17 protein-coding genes are annotated in these 18,452 nt (G+C 60.4%); all 17 read right to left on the bottom strand.

Annotated features, from left to right (window positions below):
* Nucleotides 1-390 precede the first annotated feature (390 nt).
* A complete protein-coding gene (locus KD146_RS14100) occupies nt 391-1,140 on the bottom strand; it encodes a TSUP family transporter (RefSeq protein ID WP_212659461.1) in 750 nt (249 codons plus the stop codon).
* A gap of 83 nt (nt 1,141-1,223) precedes the next feature.
* Nucleotides 1,224-2,333 carry a nucleoside hydrolase gene (locus KD146_RS14095; protein WP_212659460.1) on the bottom strand — a complete coding sequence of 370 codons (1,110 nt, stop codon included), beginning with the start codon at nt 2,331-2,333 and terminating at the stop codon, nt 1,224-1,226.
* 9 nt (nt 2,334-2,342) lie between these two features.
* Nucleotides 2,343-3,206 carry an ABC transporter permease gene (locus tag KD146_RS14090; protein WP_249327875.1) on the bottom strand — a complete coding sequence of 288 codons (864 nt, stop codon included), beginning with the start codon at nt 3,204-3,206 and terminating at the stop codon, nt 2,343-2,345.
* Nucleotides 3,206-4,102: an ABC transporter permease gene (locus KD146_RS14085; RefSeq protein WP_212659459.1), complete on the bottom strand. Its 897-nt coding sequence runs from the start codon at nt 4,100-4,102 to the stop codon at nt 3,206-3,208. The genes KD146_RS14090 and KD146_RS14085 overlap by 1 nt, the downstream gene beginning before the upstream one ends.
* Before the next feature lie 63 nt (nt 4,103-4,165).
* Nucleotides 4,166-5,515 carry an ABC transporter substrate-binding protein gene (locus KD146_RS14080; protein ID WP_212659458.1) on the bottom strand — a complete coding sequence of 450 codons (1,350 nt, stop codon included), beginning with the start codon at nt 5,513-5,515 and terminating at the stop codon, nt 4,166-4,168.
* A gap of 53 nt (nt 5,516-5,568) precedes the next feature.
* On the bottom strand, nt 5,569-6,624 hold the full coding sequence (locus KD146_RS18515) for an ABC transporter ATP-binding protein (RefSeq protein ID WP_212659457.1): 1,056 nt from the start codon (nt 6,622-6,624) through the stop codon (nt 5,569-5,571).
* A gap of 89 nt (nt 6,625-6,713) precedes the next feature.
* On the bottom strand, nt 6,714-8,138 hold the full coding sequence (locus tag KD146_RS14070) for an L-fucose/L-arabinose isomerase family protein (RefSeq protein ID WP_212659456.1): 1,425 nt from the start codon (nt 8,136-8,138) through the stop codon (nt 6,714-6,716).
* Nucleotides 8,138-8,896: a GntR family transcriptional regulator gene (locus KD146_RS18510; RefSeq protein WP_212659455.1), complete on the bottom strand. Its 759-nt coding sequence runs from the start codon at nt 8,894-8,896 to the stop codon at nt 8,138-8,140. The genes KD146_RS14070 and KD146_RS18510 overlap by 1 nt, the downstream gene beginning before the upstream one ends.
* A 30-nt stretch (nt 8,897-8,926) precedes the next feature.
* Nucleotides 8,927-10,417 (bottom strand): aldehyde dehydrogenase family protein, encoded by a 1,491-nt coding sequence (locus KD146_RS14060; protein WP_212659454.1) that lies wholly within the window; start codon nt 10,415-10,417, stop codon nt 8,927-8,929.
* Nucleotides 10,414-11,331 carry a tagatose 1,6-diphosphate aldolase gene (locus KD146_RS14055; protein ID WP_212659453.1) on the bottom strand — a complete coding sequence of 306 codons (918 nt, stop codon included), beginning with the start codon at nt 11,329-11,331 and terminating at the stop codon, nt 10,414-10,416. Before KD146_RS14055 ends, KD146_RS14060 begins: the two co-directional genes overlap by 4 nt.
* A complete protein-coding gene (locus KD146_RS14050; RefSeq protein WP_212659452.1) occupies nt 11,331-12,362 on the bottom strand; it encodes a dihydroxyacetone kinase subunit DhaK in 1,032 nt (343 codons plus the stop codon). Before KD146_RS14050 ends, KD146_RS14055 begins: the two co-directional genes overlap by 1 nt.
* Entirely contained in the window at nt 12,359-12,907 is a 549-nt protein-coding gene (locus KD146_RS14045) for a DAK2 domain-containing protein (protein ID WP_212659451.1), read from the bottom strand. Before KD146_RS14045 ends, KD146_RS14050 begins: the two co-directional genes overlap by 4 nt.
* Nucleotides 12,907-13,743 (bottom strand): sugar phosphate isomerase/epimerase family protein, encoded by an 837-nt coding sequence (locus KD146_RS14040; protein WP_212659450.1) that lies wholly within the window; start codon nt 13,741-13,743, stop codon nt 12,907-12,909. Before KD146_RS14040 ends, KD146_RS14045 begins: the two co-directional genes overlap by 1 nt.
* Nucleotides 13,744-13,792: 49 nt before the next feature.
* On the bottom strand, nt 13,793-15,451 hold the full coding sequence (locus KD146_RS14035) for an AMP-binding protein (RefSeq protein ID WP_212659449.1): 1,659 nt from the start codon (nt 15,449-15,451) through the stop codon (nt 13,793-13,795).
* On the bottom strand, nt 15,452-15,838 hold the full coding sequence (locus KD146_RS14030; RefSeq protein ID WP_212659448.1) for a Zn-ribbon domain-containing OB-fold protein: 387 nt from the start codon (nt 15,836-15,838) through the stop codon (nt 15,452-15,454).
* Entirely contained in the window at nt 15,835-16,995 is a 1,161-nt protein-coding gene (locus KD146_RS14025; protein WP_212659447.1) for a thiolase family protein, read from the bottom strand. The genes KD146_RS14030 and KD146_RS14025 overlap by 4 nt, the downstream gene beginning before the upstream one ends.
* A complete protein-coding gene (locus KD146_RS14020; protein WP_345790825.1) occupies nt 16,980-18,176 on the bottom strand; it encodes an MFS transporter in 1,197 nt (398 codons plus the stop codon). The genes KD146_RS14025 and KD146_RS14020 overlap by 16 nt, the downstream gene beginning before the upstream one ends.
* Nucleotides 18,177-18,452: the final 276 nt, after the last annotated feature.

The raw sequence follows: 18,452 nt of genomic DNA, 5'->3' as shown, positions 1-18,452 counted from the left end.
CAATTTCGCAGCCTACGGACCGTAAATCTGATTCTGTTCGGGGCAATAGTGCAACGCACCAAATTCCTGAACAGCAACGATCAAGACGGCTGTCCACCGTTGTGTCACCGTTCTCTTGGGAGGTGTGATGCGAGGCGATATCCGCGACGTCGATGGTGTGTGCCTGGGCATCTGGTACGTGATGCAAACCAGCGCCGGCAGTCCATAGAGCAACCAACGCGACAAGCAAAATGGCGCGCGTCTTGAAAACTGCCTGTACTGCTCGCGAAGCGTTCAAAGCCTAACCCCAAGGCACTGGATCATATCCGCATCGTGCCAAGACATTACAATAGGGAACATTGCGGCGATAGTTCGCCAAGCGTCTTTGAGCATCGCCGAGAACGGTGATCGCTAGAGCAGCGCCTGAACGCTCAGGCTGAGCCCCGAAGCCAGCAGCAATCCGAATGTTAGCCGACGTAGGGTATTGGGTGCCATCGCGGGGGGCCATCGATGGGCGATTTCAGTGGCCAGCAGAATGGCGGGGATTGCCAGCAGGCTCCACCACACCGTGGCATAAGGAAAGCCACCAGTCGCAACGGCCATCGTCGTGCGCAACAGAATGCTGACTGTGAACACCAGGACCAGCGTTACCCGGATCGTCGCAACCGCCATGGGCTGGCGATAGAACAGATAGACCAGAGGCGGACCCGCCGTTGAAAACAACCCTCCGAGCAGACCTCCGGCGGCACCAGCCATAATGAAGTGCCGTGGGGGTGATGGCTCGGCCAATGGGTGAGGTCTGAGGAGGAGTTGTGCGGCTGCCGCGATAATCACCAGGCCCAGGACCAATTGTAGCACTGCCAGATTTGCAGCGGCCACATGCTCAAGAATGGCATAGCCAGCGATGGTTGCAGCCAGCGTCGGGCCAATCACCAGCCAGAATGCGGGCCAGGCGACCTCCCGCCATCCTCTGACAAGAATGTGGACCGCGTTCACCAGGGACAGGATGCCCACGACAATCGCGGCGTCGGACAGCGAAATGAGCCCCAGCAAGGCTATGGCGGCCATCATGACCAGGCCAAAGGCGAAGCCGGTCAGGGTTTGCAGGTAGGCGGCGGCGCCGGCGACCAGCATGAGCTGGCACAGATCAACTATGGTCATTCCGGTGCCCAACTCAGTTTGGAGATATGTCAGTCGGGGTGGTACCGACCTTCTTCAATCACGGCACCGCAAAACCAAGACACCTAGGCAGGGGCCTTACTCAGGCAACGGTAGAAATCCTCGAAGATCGCATCGCGGTTGAGATCAAACGCCTCGACCATGGGGTGCCTTGTGCTGTCCTGGCGCCAGTATAAGTCTTCGTCCAGGCTGGGCGACTGGGTGTCAAAGGTTGAAACATAGCCCGGGTCGAGTAGCCAGGCGATGTTGATCATGTCCCAGATCACCCAGGTCTTGGCCTCGGCGCCGGTTATGGCGAACATCTCATGCAGCGGATTGTTGGTGTAGAGCTGGTGCAGATAGTCGCCAATGGCACCCTGCTCCTTCACGAAGCGCTCCATTTCGGGGAGTGAAATCTTGAGCTGCGCACCGACGTGATAGCCTGGCAGATAGACCTGCGGCACACCGCAGTCAAACAGCAAGCGGGAGGATAACCTGTCCTGCACCAAATTGAGCGATGGCAGGTTCGAGAATGGTGCATAGGTTGGGAAACCGGCGGTCCAGACCACCACGATATTGTCGATGATATCGGGCGCCAGCAGCAGGGCCGAGGCGACATTGGTCAACGCACCCATGGCCAGCACATAGACCGGCCCATCCTCGCGACGGCGGGCGCTGTCGATGATGAATCGTGCCGCCGGGGTATCGAGAGGCGCATCGAAGCTCTCTAGATAACCGGGAGCCCCCCGGAACACCTTGCCGTGGGCATCCACGCCGCACTTGGCAAAGACGCGCAGGATTTCCTGATAGGACAGTTCGGCGCCTTCGTCGGGGAGCGTAAACAGCGTCTGGTTCGGATCGCGTCCGGTATCGACCATGCGCTGCGCCCAACCGGACAGACCACCCATGAACTTCTCTTCAGCAGGATTCTCCGGACCACCTCTTTTGAGAATGGCCACCGATCGAATGAGGTCTTTCTTGTGGTGGGCAAAGGAGAACGGCACTGCCGTCACGCCTTCAAGCCGCACGCGATCAGGAGAGAGCAAGGCCCAGGCCAGCGCATACTGATCATCTATCTCATTGGCAGTGTCGGTGTCGATGATGACGCGGGCGGCATGGCCGGGATGGGCGAGACGGCTTTGATAGAGCTCTGCGGACAGCTTGGGAAAGCGCGCGAGCACAGACTGGTCTAACATATCGAAATCCTAGTTGCCGAAGCCCTTGCCGAAGGCTTCTTCCTTGATGAAGCGCTCGGAAATGATGAGCAGGACCACCCCTGGCAGGGTCACCACCAGCGTGATGCCGGCTGCTGACGCATCCAGTGTTCCGCCCGCGATCTTTGAGAACAGCAGGGTTGGCAAGGTGATGATCTTCCCCTGCCCCAGAAAGAAGGTGAGCAGGAAGATGTTGGTGGACACCAGGAAGGTGAACAGGGCACCCGCCACTACGCCGGGCAGCAGCATGGGTAGCGTGACAAGCCGCATAACCTGCCAACGGCTCGCGCCCAGGATCATCGCCTGTTCTTCAAAATCCTTGCCCAGGCCCTGATAAACCGCGGTCAGCATGCGGATCATGTAGGGAATGGTGGGAATGAGGTGCGCAATGATGATGCCGACATAGCTGCCGGCAATGCCCATGCGGATGAAGATCATCAGCAATGCGATGCCGATTGCCGCCTCAGGGACGATCAGTGGCAGGGACAGGAAGAACTCGAAGGCGGATTTGCCGCGAAAACTCTCCCGAGCGAGAACGCGCGCTGCCGGCAGGCAGATGGCCAGACAGATCACGGTGACGATGCTGCCGATCAGCACGGTATTGATGGTCGCTTCCAGAATGCGGCTATAGGGCGAGAGCACATAGTCCCATGCAAGCGGCAGCTTGGAGATTTCGCGCTGATCCATCCACCACGTACTGGGGAGCAGGTCAGGCCAGGCCCAGCGGAAGGCCAGGCTCTGAATGATAAGCGGCAAGAATGGTCCCAGAATGAACCCGACGATGAGGATCAGATAGATCTTCTGGAAGCCCGAGAGCTGGTTGTTCAGCGCCGTATTGGAAAATTTGCGGGCCATCAGTTTCTCCCGATCTTGCGTTCAAAGCGGCGATAGATGGCCAGGTAGGTGAACAGGATTATGCCCGCGACCAGCGCAATGGACACCACGGTGGCCATGCCCTGAAGTTGCAGCGTGTAGTCCGCATCGTTGAAATAGCGCCATGCCACTACGGGCAGCGTATCGGGGAAGCCACCACCCAGGATGAACGGGGCCTCGAAGGCACCCACATTGAAGGCAAAGCAAATCAGGGTCGACGAGACGACGCCGGGCATGATCTGGGGCAGTGTGACCTGGGAAAGGATCTGCCAGCGATTGGCGCCAAGAATGGCGGCGGCCTCTTCGGTCTCGCGCCCAACACCCAGCATGACGGCATAGATTGCCAGGGTAATGAACGGCACCTGTTTCCAGACATAGACAGCGATAATGCCCCAACCCGCATGGGTCTTGAGGATTTGCGGAAACTGTGAGGGATCAGAAATGAAGCCAAAGAACGCAGCCAGTCGCGAAACCATGCCGCCATTGCCCAGCATGATCACGGCCAGGGCGATACCCACCGTATAGGGGATCATCAGGGGCAGCTTGTAGATGTATTTGTAGAGCTGCTTGCCGGGAAAAGTGCGCACCAGCGCCAGAGCGAGCGCGATGCCCATGGCCAATGCGATCACCGTAGAAACAGTCGCATAGTAGAGCGTCAGCCACAGCGACTCCCAGAATGAGGCTGAGCCCCACAGCGCGCCAAAATACTGGAAGCTGGGAAAGGTGTTGACGCCGAACCAAGGGGCGAAGCCCAGAGATTGCACGACGGCTAGCACCAGCGCGCCACCAAAGAGCACAGCGAGGATGAGCAATACCGGGGAGAGCTGCAGCCATAGCCACAGTTTTTCCCTCAGTGCGCTTTCTTGGGAGCGTGCCATATCAAACTTCCGGGACGAAATTGAAGACAGGTGGCCCGGCCTGCAGCCGGGCCACCAATTGCACTACTGGTTCAGGTTTTCCGCAGCGCGGGTCACGATCGTTTCGATCGAGTCCGTGCTGTCACGTTCGATGTATTCGAGCCAGGTAGCTTCGATCACATCGACCAGGGTCGCATTGGTGTCTGGAGCGATGTTGGCGTCGAGATCGGCTGCTTGCAGACCGGTGTGGCCTGGCGAGGCAGCAGCGAGAGCTGCAGCATCTTCGTCGCTGAGCAACCAGGGATCGATACCCGCTGGCATGCCAGTGAACTCGAGCTTGGAAATCTGCGCTTCAACGGTCGACATGTAATCGGCCAGAACAAGGGCTGCACCGGGGTTCGGAGCATTGGCTGGAATGGCCAGATAGTTCTTGTTCTTGATCATGTTGCCTTCGGGAAACACGAACTCCTGGGCCGCTTCAGGATAGGTACCCTGGCTGAGGCCGGTGGCGACGGCATAAAGACCGAACTTGCAGTTGAAGTTCACTTCACCGTTAAGGAACAGGCCATCCAGCGCGTTGGAATCTTCGGGATAGCGTGGCGTACCGCTGTCACCACCGAGCAGCAGTGGCTCGATGTTCTTGAGGTATTCCAGACCCGGTGCGATCAGACGAGCCAGTTCAGCAGCACCCAGTTCGTCAAGCGACTGCTGGAACGGGGCTGCGCCGGTGCCATCAGGATTGTGTGCATAGACCGCTTCCTGGACAAAGGTGTTGCCGATGTAGTGCGGCGGCTTAACGTAGATGAACTTGCCCGGATTGGCTTCGAGATAGGTCTGCAAGCCATCAAAGGAGTGCGGTACGTCTTCAGCGCTGACGCGATCAGCGTTGACGGCGCAAACATACTGCTCGCCAGACCATGGCACTTCTGCGCCGCCGGTGAGCACGCCAAAGTCGCGCAGGTTGAGCAGCGAGCGGGGATCTGTCTCGTCCCACTCAATGTTTTTGGCATTGGGCAGCAACGGAGCAAACGCGCCAAACAGAGCGTCCTGCTTTTTCAGGGTCGAGAAGTTCTCGCCGTTCAGCCAGATTGCGTCGACGCTGCCTTCACCAACCATCTTGCCCGAACCGAGTTCGGCCAGCACGAGATCAACGGCGTCCTTGGTGCCGGTGATGCGAACGGGATTGAGCGTCACACCCAGTTCGGCCATCGCTGGCGCAACAATGCTGTCCATCCACACATTGAGTGGATCGCTACCACCCCAGTAATAGAGGTTCACAGTACCTTCGGATTTGGCGCGCTCGGCGACGGCAGACCAGTCGAGGCTGCCGGCGAGGAAGCCCTTGCGGAATTCTGTCGCTGCCGGATCCTGTGCCTGTGCGACGCCAGTGGCGAGCATCGCGACGATTGAAACGCCTAGTGCTATCTTACGCATGATTGACTTTCCTCCTCATTGAAAACATTCGTTTTTCTGTTTCGTTCGCTTTTCTAACGGGCGATGGTCCACACCCGGTCCGGCTGGACCGAGAGAATAACTGGCTGGCCAACATCGAGCAGGCGACGGGATTGTTCGGCGACGGTTATGTCCGCGCCACCGGCACTGACGACATACTGGACCGACGCCCCGAAGAACTCGCGCGCTTTGATCTGGCCGGAAATCAAGTTTTGAGTGCCCTGCGGCGCCTCAGCCTGTGGGTAGAGATCGATGCCTTCGCTGCGCAGCATCACATGCACATCGGCACCAGTGGTGAGCCCCGCTTGCGGGGTGATCTCAATGATGCCGAAGGAGGCTTCTGCCCGATCAGCCGCCAGGAGCCTGGCGCTGAAAATGTTGCTGGCCCCCATAAAGTCGGCAACTTCAGTAGAATTGGGCTGCTGATAGAGCTCCTGCGGCGCGCCAAACTGGGCGAGCTTGCCGTTGAAGATCACCGCCACCCGATCCGCCAGCTCCATGGCTTCGACCTGATCGTGAGTTACGAAGATTGTGGTAATGCCCAGACGCTTCTGTAGTTCGCGGATGAAGCGTCGCATCTCGCCGCGCAGCTTGGTGTCCAGATTTGCCAGCGGTTCATCCATCATCAGAACGGATGGCTTGGTGATCAGCGTGCGTGCGATGGCAACGCGCTGCATCTGGCCGCCGGAGAGCTGCGCCGGGAAGCGTTTACGAAACTGATTGAGCTGCACGACGTCGAGAATTTCCTCGAGCCGCTCGTTGATTTCCTGCTTGGGCAGGCCACGCACGTCCAGACCAAACGTGACGTTCTTTTCGACTGTCATGTGGGGGAACAGCGCATAGCGCTGAAAGACCATGCCGACATTGCGCTTCTGCACGGCAACGTCAGATACGTCCTTGCCGTCAAACAGCACCTCGCCGCTGGTCGGCGCTTCCAACCCGGCGATCATGCGCAGCGTTGTCGTCTTGCCACAGCCGGAGGGACCCAGCAGAGCAACCAGCTCTCCGGACTTGATATCGAGATCAATGGACTCGATTGCCGTGAAGGCACCAAATCGTTTTTGAACCGCATTGAGCCGAACTTCGGTCACGCGCGCCCTCCCCTAAGAGTGAATTGGTTGTATCCAATTCGATACTACAAATTAATGCGGAAAATTCTGTCCTGTCAACTCCAAACGCCCTATTGGCGCGGAGAAAGGCCGATGTTTCTTTCCCGCTTGGCGATGTCCAGAGTGACGAGGTTTGACCACTCGCCAAATTCTGCAAGAACCTGATTCCAATGCCCAGAAACCAGGACAAAATGGTGCTCTACGCCATGGTCGAGCACGGCGCCGACAATGTCGTGGGCGCTGCGCGTTTCGCCGTTCTCGGCAAAACCGGAGACCCAGCCTCTGCACCCGGTGAAGCCGGATTCCGGCGCCTTGATGACCTGGGCTTCAAAGCTGAACCGGCTCGCACCGCTACGCCCAATTCGAAGCACGGTCACCGGACCCAGCGCAAAACAATAGTCTGCGATGGCGCCATAGATCGGCCCCTGCTCGGTGCCGCGTCCGATCATTGGATGGTTGATCCATCGGGCCCGTCGTTCTGCCAGATAGAGCGGGCCACCACCACCATGCCACATCAGGATACGGTCCTCGGCGAGCTGGGGGGAGGTCATGTCGAGCAGGCAACCGACCTGCCCGGTCATGGCCTTGACCGCAAGCTGGGTTACCGCACCCATGACATCGCCTTCCGAGGCGACGGGGATTTGATCGTGTTCTTCCAGCCAGCTGAAAGCGGCACCCGGATGAAAGCCGGGATCCTGCTGCAGCGCCGGCCAGTCGGAAACCGCAAGGGCATCATAGCGATTGGCCTTTGCCAGTTCGCGCAGTGCCAGAACCATGCGCGCGGTCAGATTCATCTGCGCATCTGATACGCCATCCACATCGGCTGCTGCTGCCATTGCGGTCAGTTCCCGCGCTACGGCATCGCCGGCAAAACCGGTCATCGCCTGGGTGAGCTGGTGCATGTCGACATGCTCGACTTCGACGCCGAGCCGCTTGAACAGCTCCTCTTCCCGCACTGCCATATTGTAAAAGGTCGGTGCCAGACCGCCAACGACGCCGATCCGCGAGCCGCGCAGCGCTGTGCACATGCCCAGCGCCTGGATTGTCTGTCGCAACACACCCTGTAGCGCCGCGTCATCGGGCGCCCCAAAGTACCAGCGGACTGGCGACGCCTGAAGATCGCGGACACCGCGGGCAATCGACATGCTCATATTCAGCGAGACGAAATTGTTGAGCTGGATGTCGCCTTCATGACTGGGTTCGGGCGTTGCCCAGAATCCCAAAGGCACATCATAGCTCGCCAGGACCCGAGCCACGTCACCCATGGTGAAGCCACCATGCAGCAGGATGACGAAATCGGCACCCTGTGCGAGAACCACATCCATGGCCTGCCGCGCCTGCGATGCATCCATCGGCACACCCGACGCAACAACCAGTTGCGCGCCCTCTTCCGCTGCAAGGCGTCCGAGCGCGGATTCGGCCTGTTCAAAGACACCATGCTTTTCCGGAAAATAGCTGGGCAACGATGCTTTGATCAGGCCGATGGTAAAGGTCATTACACAGAGGTTCCCGCCGAGTTTCCGGCTGTTCGTGTTGGGGCTGATTTGTCGAGATTGTAGGTGATGGGCGACTGCCGGAAGACCTGGTCGTAAAAGACCGGCTTCTGGTCTTCGTCAAATGCCGTACAGGCCTGTGAAAGAATAGGCGCATTGGGCTGGACAGCCAGCAATTCGGCAACTTCGGCGTCCGCGATCAGTGAACTGATAACCTCGCAGGCACGGGTCCACTGCATCTTGAAGCGACGCCCCAGAATGCGCAGGATCGACTGGTTCTGACCTGTTTCGGGCAGGTCAGCGGCGGAAATGTCGGGCACGAGATGGCTTGGCACCCAGGTGCGCACCAGCATGACCGGCGCGCCATCGACAGTGCGCAGACGACGGATCAAGGTCAGTTCACCGTCAAACACGGCAGCAACTTCTGGCGGTACCGATTTAGCCGGGGCGTCAATGCCCAAAAGCTTGGCACCGGGTATCCGCCCCTCGCCTATCACCTGGTCGGTGAACGACACCAAACAGGTCGAGGATGGCGGCGACAGCGTGGAAACGACATAGCCGCTGCCCTGGCGCGCGGTGACGTAGCCAGACTGCACCAGCATATCGAGCGCCTTGCGCACCGTGACCCGGCTGACGTCAAACGACTTGGCGAGCGCGTCTTCCGTGGGCAAGCGCGTGCCCACCGAGTACATGCCAGTATCGAGCCTGTTCAGCACCTCGTCATGCACGGCCTGATATTTTGGAACCGACTTGCTTTCCACCTGATCACCCTTTCAAAAGAAACAAATTGATTAGATCAAATCAGATTCCCTGAGACCAAGCCATACGCTCTTGGTCTGTGAGTAAAGCGCGATGGCTTCCTGGCCCATTTCGCGGCCGTAGCCACTTTGCTTCATGCCGCCAAAGGGCGACGCCGCATCGGTATCGCCCCAGGTATTGACCCAGATCGTACCGGCCTGCAGCCGAGCCGCCATGCGGTGGGCACGTGACAGGTCATTGGTCCACAGACCGGCGGCCAGACCAAATTCAGTATTGTTGGCGCGCTGCAGAACTTCGGCTTCATCGTCAAACGAAAGAACGGCCATGACGGGTCCAAAGATCTCCTCGCGGGCAACAGACATGGTGTCTGTCACCCCATCGAGGACGGTCGGCGCGACGAAATACCCGGCATTGCGAATACGCTCGCCACCGGCAACACATTGCGCGCCGTCTGCCTGACCCTGGCCGACATAGGACAAGACCTTATCCATCTGCTGCTGGGAGATGATGGGCCCCAGATCATGCTGTTGGGCGTCCATGCCGGGACCAACCGAAAGCGCCTTGGCGCGCTTGACCAAACCGGCAACGACCTGCTCGCGGATGGACGAGTGTACAAACAGACGGGCACCGGCAGTGCACGATTGCCCGTTATTGCCAAACAGCGCCCAGAACGACCCCTCGATTGCCGTTTCGATGTCGGCGTCGGGGAAAATGATATTGGCGGCCTTGCCACCCAGTTCGAGCGAAACCTTCTTGAGATTGCCTGTCGACGCAGCAACGATCCGTCGACCGGTCTCGGTCGAGCCGGTAAAGCCGATCTTGTCGACCCCTTTATGGCCCGCCAGAGCCGCACCAGCGCCAGCACCCAGACCCGGCACGACATTGAGCACGCCGGGCGGGAACCCGATTTCCAGCGCCAGATCGGCCAGATATAGCGCACTGAGCGGTGTCTGTTCGGCAGGCTTGAGGACAATAGTGTTGCCGGCAGCCAGTGCAGGCGCCAGCTTCCAAGCCACCATCAAAGTGGGATAGTTCCAAGGTGTAATAAGGCCGCAGACGCCTACAGGCTCGACGCGGGTGTAGTTGAACCGCCCGGGATCGGAAACCGGAATGGTGCGCCCTTCAATCTTGCTGGCCCAGCCGGCAAAATAGCGGAAATGGCGAGCGGAATAGACAGCATCCACATCGCGGGCCTTGGTGAACGGCTTGCCGTTATCGAGCGCATCGAGCTGTCCGAAGATGTCCTTGCGCGCTTCAATCGCATCGGCCAGCCGCCAGATCAGCACCCCGCGGTCATGGCTGGACATGGTGCCCCAGGGACCTGAGAGCGCTAAGCGTGCCGCGTCAACGGCAGCATCGATATGGTCAGCTTCGCCGCAGGCCACCTGCGCCAACCGCTCCTCGGTGGATGGGTTCAGCACGGTGATGGTTTGGCGTGCCTGCACCTGTTCGGCACCGATGCGCAGTCCCTGAACTGCGTTCAGAAAGGCTGAAACGTCCGGGTTAAGGGCCAGCAAGGTCATGCAATGGCCTCGCCCATGCGGGCCAGCCGGTCACGGCCTGTTGTTTCCATCCACTTGGCCATGGCGCTGCCGCCATCAGCGCCAAAAACGCCGATGGCATCACTCCACAGGGCCCGCCCACACATGAAGCCCGCCGCCTTGCCCGAGCTGGATTTACAGAACGACAGGCCCTCGATAAAGCGCTCGAATGTGACGCCAGCGCTCAGATAGAGGAACGGCATGTCACCAGCGGCATTGGAAACATCCACTATTGCCGCTTCGGCGTCACGGCGGCTCATTGCTGCCGTTCCGAAGTCCTCGACGAAATCCAGGGTGACCGGAATTTCGATCTTGAGAATGTCGATCTTGTAATCAGGATTGACGAAATCCTCGACGGCCCGGCGCACGAGGCTGGGCTTGAGCAGCGCGAATTCCGTCGATGTGCCATCCGATATAGCGCGATCATAGACGATGGGTTCGAACAGGAAGGTAGTGCCCTGTGCGCGACATCGGTCACCGATCGAGCGCACCAGATCGAACTTACGCTGGTTCAGTTCGGCAGGATCGTTTGGACCGTAATACAGGAAGAATTTTAGTACTGGTGCGCCAAGAGCGGGAAACTGTTCCACGCTCAGATCATCGGGCAAGCGGGTGATCCGGTCCTCATCAGCGATGTGATAAACATCGGCTTCAAACGCCAGCATCGGAATGCAGGATGGCGCCATGTGTGGGAGCAATTGGGGTCCGTAATTGGAGTCGACCAGCAGGGTCGTCGCCAAGGGACTGGCCGTTTCTACAACGATCCGCTTGAAGGTCTTGAGGTCATCATCGCGTGCATCAGCGCCACGAGCTGCGGCAATTGCCGCCGCCAGACCACTGCCTTGGTCAACGGCCACGCCGTGGATGAGCTCTTGGGATTTGAAAGGAGCGGGCATCACGACAGTGCCTCCTGGGTCAGCAGTGAAACTTTGGGGAAGGCCGGGCTGTCGGAGGGTTCACACCAGTAGTCCAGCATCTGTTCAGTTGGCTCGAGCAGCGAGATGGAGAAGCCACCCATTTCCTGGGTGGTGACAAAGCTTCCTACCATTGGCGCAATCGCGGTGATCCCGCGCACGGCCAGCGCTTTGCTCGTCTCGTTCCAGATGGTGTAGAGCTCCATCAGGGTGGTGCCGCCCATGCCATTGATGATGACGGCGGCGCGTCCGCCCGCAGCGATGGGGCGATCCTGCAGCAGCTTGTCGACGATGGTCTCGACCAGTCTGTCGACCGGCCCATGCGGCATGCGGCCTGCACCAGGCTCACCATGCACGCCCATGCCGATGAAGATTTCACCTTCCGGCAATTTGAACATGGGCTTGCCGGTCAATGGCGAGATACCAGGAGAGATGGCCGCCGAAAGGCTCACCGTGCGATCACGCACCGCTTCGCCCAGCGCCATCAGGCCATCAAGGTCCAGCCCAGCTTCAGCGGCGGCGCCGACGATCTTGTAGATAAACATGGTGCCGGGCGCGCCGCGCCGATCCTGCCGCCGTTCTGGCGGCGCCGAGGCGACATCGTCATACATCAGCAGCGCCCGGGCGTTCAGCTTCTCGTCGTCAGCGAGCATGATCGCGGCACGGCCATTGATCACGTCGCCTGAGTGCTGCGAGATCAACAGCAGCGTACCGGCCGCCCCGTTCACTTCGCGAATACCGTCCAGAATGAGATCAGCCGAAGGAGCGGCGAAGACGTCGCCAACCACATTGGCGTCGAGCAGGCCCTGACCGACAAATCCCATGGCGATTGGCTCGTGGCCCGATCCATTGCCGATCAGCACGGTGACCTTCTGGTCGGGGTCCTTACGTGCCCGGCTGCGGACGACGACACGCGGATCGATTTGCCCCCTTTTGACCTGGGGAAACGCGGAAACAAAGCCGTCGATCATATCGTCGACCATCGTCTCCTGGCTGTTGAAGAGCTTGGTCATAGGTTTTCCTGGGTTTGGCGCAGAACTTCAAACAAGATCACGATCGATGTCGCGCCAGGGTCCTGATGGCCCCTGCCCTTGCCTTCGACATATTGAGCGCGTCCGCGGCGCGCCTCGAGCACAATGGTGGCCTCACACCCATGCCGCGCCACTTCGATGGCGGCGTCCAGACCGCTGCTTTTCAGAGCCGCAACAGCGGGTGTCAGCGCGTCAATCATGCTCTTGTCGCCCGGCTTGACCTGACCCAGATCGCAAATGCGCGCTTCGGCCAGCGCAAGCTCGGCCGCCAGATCTGCCCCGGAATCCAGGTGCCGCTCGATGGCAACGAGCACCAGTCCGAACAGCGTCCCGGCCGCCCCGCCAGAGGCGCGCATGAAAGCCTTGGCACCCAGACCCGGCTCGGCCTGTGCCGCCTTGGTCAGCCCGCGGACCATAGTGGTACCGTGATCGCCATCGCCCAAGGCCGCATCAAGCGCATTGAGCTCATCCTTGCGGGCGGTGATGCTGGCCAGCAGCCGCGTAAAATACTGTTGTGCCACAGTCATCAGGAAAAAATCCTTTGCATGAATGACAACGTGGCTCGCGCTGCCTCGGTCGGATCCGCTTCAATGTTGCGCCAGATATTGACGTCCGCACTATTGGGATTGCCCGCGGTGACGAACATTTCGGCCATCACCCAACCGGTGTAACCGATCTGGCTCAGCGCCTGCGCGGTCGTCTTGAAGTCGTAATGGCCGGAGCCCGGCACGCCGCGATCGTTATCGGAAATGTGAAAATGCACCAGTGACTTACCGGTCGCGACGATGGCCGCTGGCGGTGATTTTTCTTCGACATTCATGTGAAATGTGTCGAGCAGAACGCCGATGTTCTGGCTGCCAGTGGCAACGGCAATCGCCTGCGTCTCGGCGGCGGTATTGGTCAGATCGGACTCAAAGCGGTTGAGCGCCTCGATCCCCATAACGACGCCCTCTTCACGTAATATCGAGTCAAGCTTGGCCAGGGATTCCGCGGCGTACTTCGCACGTTCGGCCTTGCGCGCCGGCTCGTAGTAACCCCAGGGACTGGCGACCACTCCGGAGAGATTGCCCGCGCCCATTGCACCCGCCGTGCGCACAGCATTGGTCAGCGTCGCAATCGCTGCAGCGCGACGCTCGGGATCCGCCGAGCCAGGGTCATCGCCAGCGCCCAGACCTGTCGAGCAGGTCAACGCCAGATCAAGCTCGCCAGACAAGGTCCGGAGCGCTGCCGCATCTGTCAAACCGACACCGAGCAGGGAAAGCTCGACCCCGTCAAAGCCAAGACTTTTGGCTTGCCGCATGATCGGCGCTGGATCATCGCTCCAGGCGCGTTGCCAAAGGCCTGCATGGATACCGAACTTCATGGGACCTCCAAATTGATAGCTACAGATTAGTATGTACCAATTGGCGGCGTCAATGCTCTTGGGCGTCGATTTCTGCTAAACGGAGCTTCTTGCGGTTGATTTTCCCCGACGACGTCATGTCGAAGCCCTCGACATAGGCGATTTCGCGCGGTGCCTTGTAGGGCGCCAGCCGGCTGCGCACATGGTCGCGCAATTGTTCGGTGAGTTCGTCGGAGGGCTCAAAGCCACGCGCCAACTGCACGAAGGCCTTGATGATGCTGCCGCGATCCTTGTCGGGCTTACCGACAACAGCGGCTTCAGCAATCGCAGGATGGCCGATGAGGCATTCCTCGATTTCGGCGGGGCCAATGCGGAAACCAGATGACTTAATCAAGTCATCGCTGCGGCCCTTGTACCAGAAATAGCCATCGGCATCACGTACGGCCAGATCATAGGTCCGCATCCATTCGCCCAGACGCAGTTCAGATTCCTTCTCGGCATTCTTAAGATAACCCAGATATCGGGTCGGGGCGTCGGCCCGAGTGACGATCTCGCCCTCCTCGCCGCGCGCCACTTCCACACCATTGTCGTCGACCAGCCGGACATCATGCCCCGGATAAGCAACGCCCATCGAACCGGGACGACGGGGGTACATGGCCTGACAATTGCCGATCAGGTGGTTGACCTCAGTCATGCCGTAGAACTCGTTGCACACGGCGCCCAGTTCACGCTCCACCCAGGTTAGCGTTTCAGCCGCCAAGGCCTCGCCGCCTGTGCAAATGACACGCAGTGACAGGTCATGCTTGCCGCGCGGGTTTTCAGTGTCGGCCAGCCGCTTGATCGCGGTCGGGGGCAGGAATGTGTGGGTGACCTTGTGGCGCGCCATGAAATCATAGGCCCAGTCGGCCTTGAACCGTGACTCGGCCGTCGCTACCGGGCGGCCTGCCATCCAGGCGGGAAACAGCATGTCCAGCAAGCCGCCGACCCAGGCCCAGTCGGACGGTGAGAAATACACCGCATCTTCGTCCTCAAGCGCGAGGTTGAAGAACAGATTGATCGAGGGCCGGTATGAAGCCAGTACCCGATGACCATGCAGGATGCCCTTGGGCATGCCGGTTGACCCGGAGGTATACATCAGCAGGGCCGGGTCATTGGCGCCGGTCAGATCCGGCACGAAATCGGCAGGCGCCGGACCGGTCAGAATGTCGGTCAGATCTGCCTCGGGCCCTGCCGAGCCTGCCACCAGCACATGTTCGATATGGGTGAAGTCTGCGGCCGCCGTACCGCGCAGCGGCGCCCAGGCCTTTTCTATGGTCAGCAGGCATTTGGCTTCGCTGTGATTGAGCGCATGGCTGAGGGCATCGGGGCCATAGAGCTGGGACAGGGTGACGGCCGTGCCACCAAGCTTGCAGATCGCCATATGGGCGATCGCGGTTTCCGGGCGATTGCCGGTATGCAGCGCGACGAGGCTGCCGCGCCCAAGGCCCAGCCCGCGCAGGTGCGCCGCCAGAGCGGTGGCTGCCTGGTCGATCTGGTTGAAGGTCCAGCGCGTGACGCCATCGGCCTGCTCAAAGATCATGGCAAGGCGTTCGCCATTGCCCGCGGCCAGTTGCGCCCCCACCGTCATTGCATAGATGTTGGCATCATCGGGCACGCTGATCGACAGGCCTGTTTCGCCGCGCACAAGACCAATTTTGGCGAGTTCCTCGGTATTCAGGTCGTTCAGCATCTAGTCTTCCTTTCTGGCATCAGGCGCATCGGCGCCGAGCCACAAGCCAATGAGTTCATCGTGCGGGGCGATCAGCCGCCCGTGTGACAGGTGAGGATCAATTGCGTGCAGCCGCACGATTGAGCGGGTCTCTGCGCCGTCGAACTGGACCAGCGCAAACGTCTGTTCCGGCCCCGCTGTGCGCTGCAAAATCCGGGCGCGACCCGAAAGCTTCTTCCAGGCGATGACGTTGCCGGTGCATTGCGGACAGACGATGCGGGCGGGGAATGCGGTGTGGCCGCAGTGCTGGCAGACACTGGCCAACGCCTCGCCAGCCCGTACCGCCTCGGCATAGGGCGCCAAGGCGCCAAAGACCAACGTGTAGTCCAAAACCATCTGGCGTTTCATGGTGCCTCCACAATGCTGACGGCGCACAGCGTGGCGATACCGCCATGGGTGTCGACCAATCCCCGGCGGGGTGTCCGGTCAGGCCTGCGTCCCCAATATCGGCCCTCGAGCTGGCGGGCGATGGTGAGCACCTGCGCCACTCCGGTTGCGCCGACCGGAGCGCCCTGCCCCAGCAGCCCACCGGAGAGATTGACCGGCAGACTGCCCTGCGCGCCAAAGCGTCCCGCGCGTTCATCCGCGAGCAACTGGTCGCTCAGCCCAAGGGCTTCGATGGCCTGTAACTGCGCACCAGAATAGCTGTCATAGACTTCGGCGATATCGATGTCGGAGAGTGCCCCGCCGGCGCTGCCAATCGCGCGCGCCGCAGCAATCTGCTTGGCACCGAAATATCCAGGGTCAGTCCGCTCGCCCAGACGGACGCGGTCATTGGCCGCACCCATGCCGACCAGCCGGGCACGATCGCGACCAGCGTGTGGCAGACCCGCGCCGCGCCCGACAATGAGGCAGGCCGCGCCATCGCTCAGCGGCGAGCAGTCCAGCCGGTGATATGGCGTCGAAATCATCGGCGACGACAGCACATCCTGCACGCTGATCTCGAGTGGCAGATGCGCAAATTTATTGTCGCGCGCATGGTCCCGATTGCGTACGGCCACTGCGGCGAAGTCGCTTTCGCTGGCGCCGGTTCGCTCCTGAAATGCCAGAGCGGACAAGGCATAAAGCGCGGTGGAATCGACGCCAGTCATTCCGTCCGTCCAGGCGTCGAACGACAGCCCGTAGAGAGCGGACACGGTGGTGCCGGGCAGATGGGCTGCCAGCGCCTCGACACCAAGCACCGCGACACGGGCCGCCTGACCGGAAAGCACCTGCATCACCGCCGCCTGCACCGCGAGGTGACCCGACGCACCGCCACCTTCGACACGCATCACCGGCTTGCCAAACAGCGCCAGATCATCGGCCAGCACGCTGGCCGGGTTCAGTTGCAGGGTGAAGAAGTCGCTCTCGCTAGCCACGACCAGCGCATCAATGTCCGACCGCTCCAGATTGGCGTCGGCCAATGCCGCCTCGAAGGCCTGTCTGGCCCAGTCGCGCCAGGACGAGCCGTCCTTGCGTCGGTTGAACGGCGTCATCGCACCGCCGGCAATTATGACTGGGTCCATCTCGCTCTCCCATGCGATTCAAACTGCCCGAAAACCGCAAAACCGAGCGCGGCCAGATTGACTGCCAACAGCGATGCGATCAGCCCCTGATAGCCCAGATTCTGCATCATGACGCCCCCAAGCGCGGGCGCGGCGGCCATCATCAGCAAACCAATTGTCGCTATCGAACCAAGTGTCTGACCCAGACTGGACAGCGGCAGCACTGAAGCGGCAACGAGCGGGCGCAAGACGGTGTGGATGCCATAGAGCCCACCTTGCACTAGCAGCGCCAGCAAGACCCCCATCCAGTGCGATTGCGCCACCAGCAAGATCAGCGGCGGCAACAGCAACAGGGCGAACATGGCATTCGCCGCACTCTTGGGCTGACTTCGCGGCGCCAGGCGGCGCCACAACAAGCGCCCGGCAATCTGGGCAGGGCCCAGAATGGCGGGCAAATAGAGGGCCCAGCTGTTGTCACTGCTGACTTTCAGCAATGCCAGTGGGAGCAGGAATAACAGCGCCGCATGGGTGAACATGGCCAGCCCGAATGGCACGGCAATCAGCGCTACATCAAATCTGGTGCGATGCGGCGGCTTCTCAGGCGACGCCGGAGCGGAAAGGACGGACGCCTGCGCATTGGCTTGGCCGGGGATACTGGCAACGCCAAGGGCTGCAATTGCCGCGAAGACCAGCACCACGCCCTGCCACGGCCATGCGGCGGCAATCAGCATGACCAACGGAAAACTGAGCAAGGTGGCAAGGCCCGCCACCAGCGTCACTGTGGTTATGGCGCGACTGGCATCCAGTCCGGTCGTGCGCAACAGGATCGCGAAACAGGGGTCATAGAGGGTGGCGGCCATCGGCACGCCCAACGCCACAATCACCAGCGGCACGCTCGCATAGGGCACGACGGTCATCAGCACCAGAAGGGCGACACCCAGAGCACCGCCGAGGCGCATCATGACAACTCCATGGCCGTGGTCGACCAACCGCCCTGCCACGGGGATGAGCACGGCCCAGACCAGGATCGCGGCGGTGACAGCACCTGAGATACCACTGAAGGACAGCTCACCGCCTGTCATATGGGGCAATAGGGCGGGAAGCTGGTAGTAAAATGCGGACCACAACAACAGCTGGGCCGCCCCGTGCCGGGTCACCGCGTCTAATTTCGTCCCCCACAACACGCCATCAGCCCCCAACATTGATGCATATCTATTGATTAGGACAAATGTGATGTCAAGTTCCCACAACCGGATAAGTTTGGGGCCTAGCGCTCAAACACAAATGCAAAATGTCTGACCGCACCAACCATGCACTTCCCGCCAGCATGAGGCCGTTGGCTTGGTAGGCGCGGAACCAGAGAATGAGACGGCGGATACGGTATCGATTATTCTCACAAGCCGCGGGCCCGCTTGCGGCCCCCACTCAGCCGTTTATCGGAATCCGGGCAATGGCAAGAATGGGGCCGGTTGGGGACC

Origin of the sequence: Devosia litorisediminis (assembly GCF_018334155.1) — a bacterium.
GTDB classification, from domain to species: Bacteria; Pseudomonadota; Alphaproteobacteria; order Rhizobiales; family Devosiaceae; genus Devosia; species Devosia litorisediminis.
Note: the sequence above shows the minus strand (reverse complement) of the source record. Positions and strands in the feature narration are given on the sequence as shown.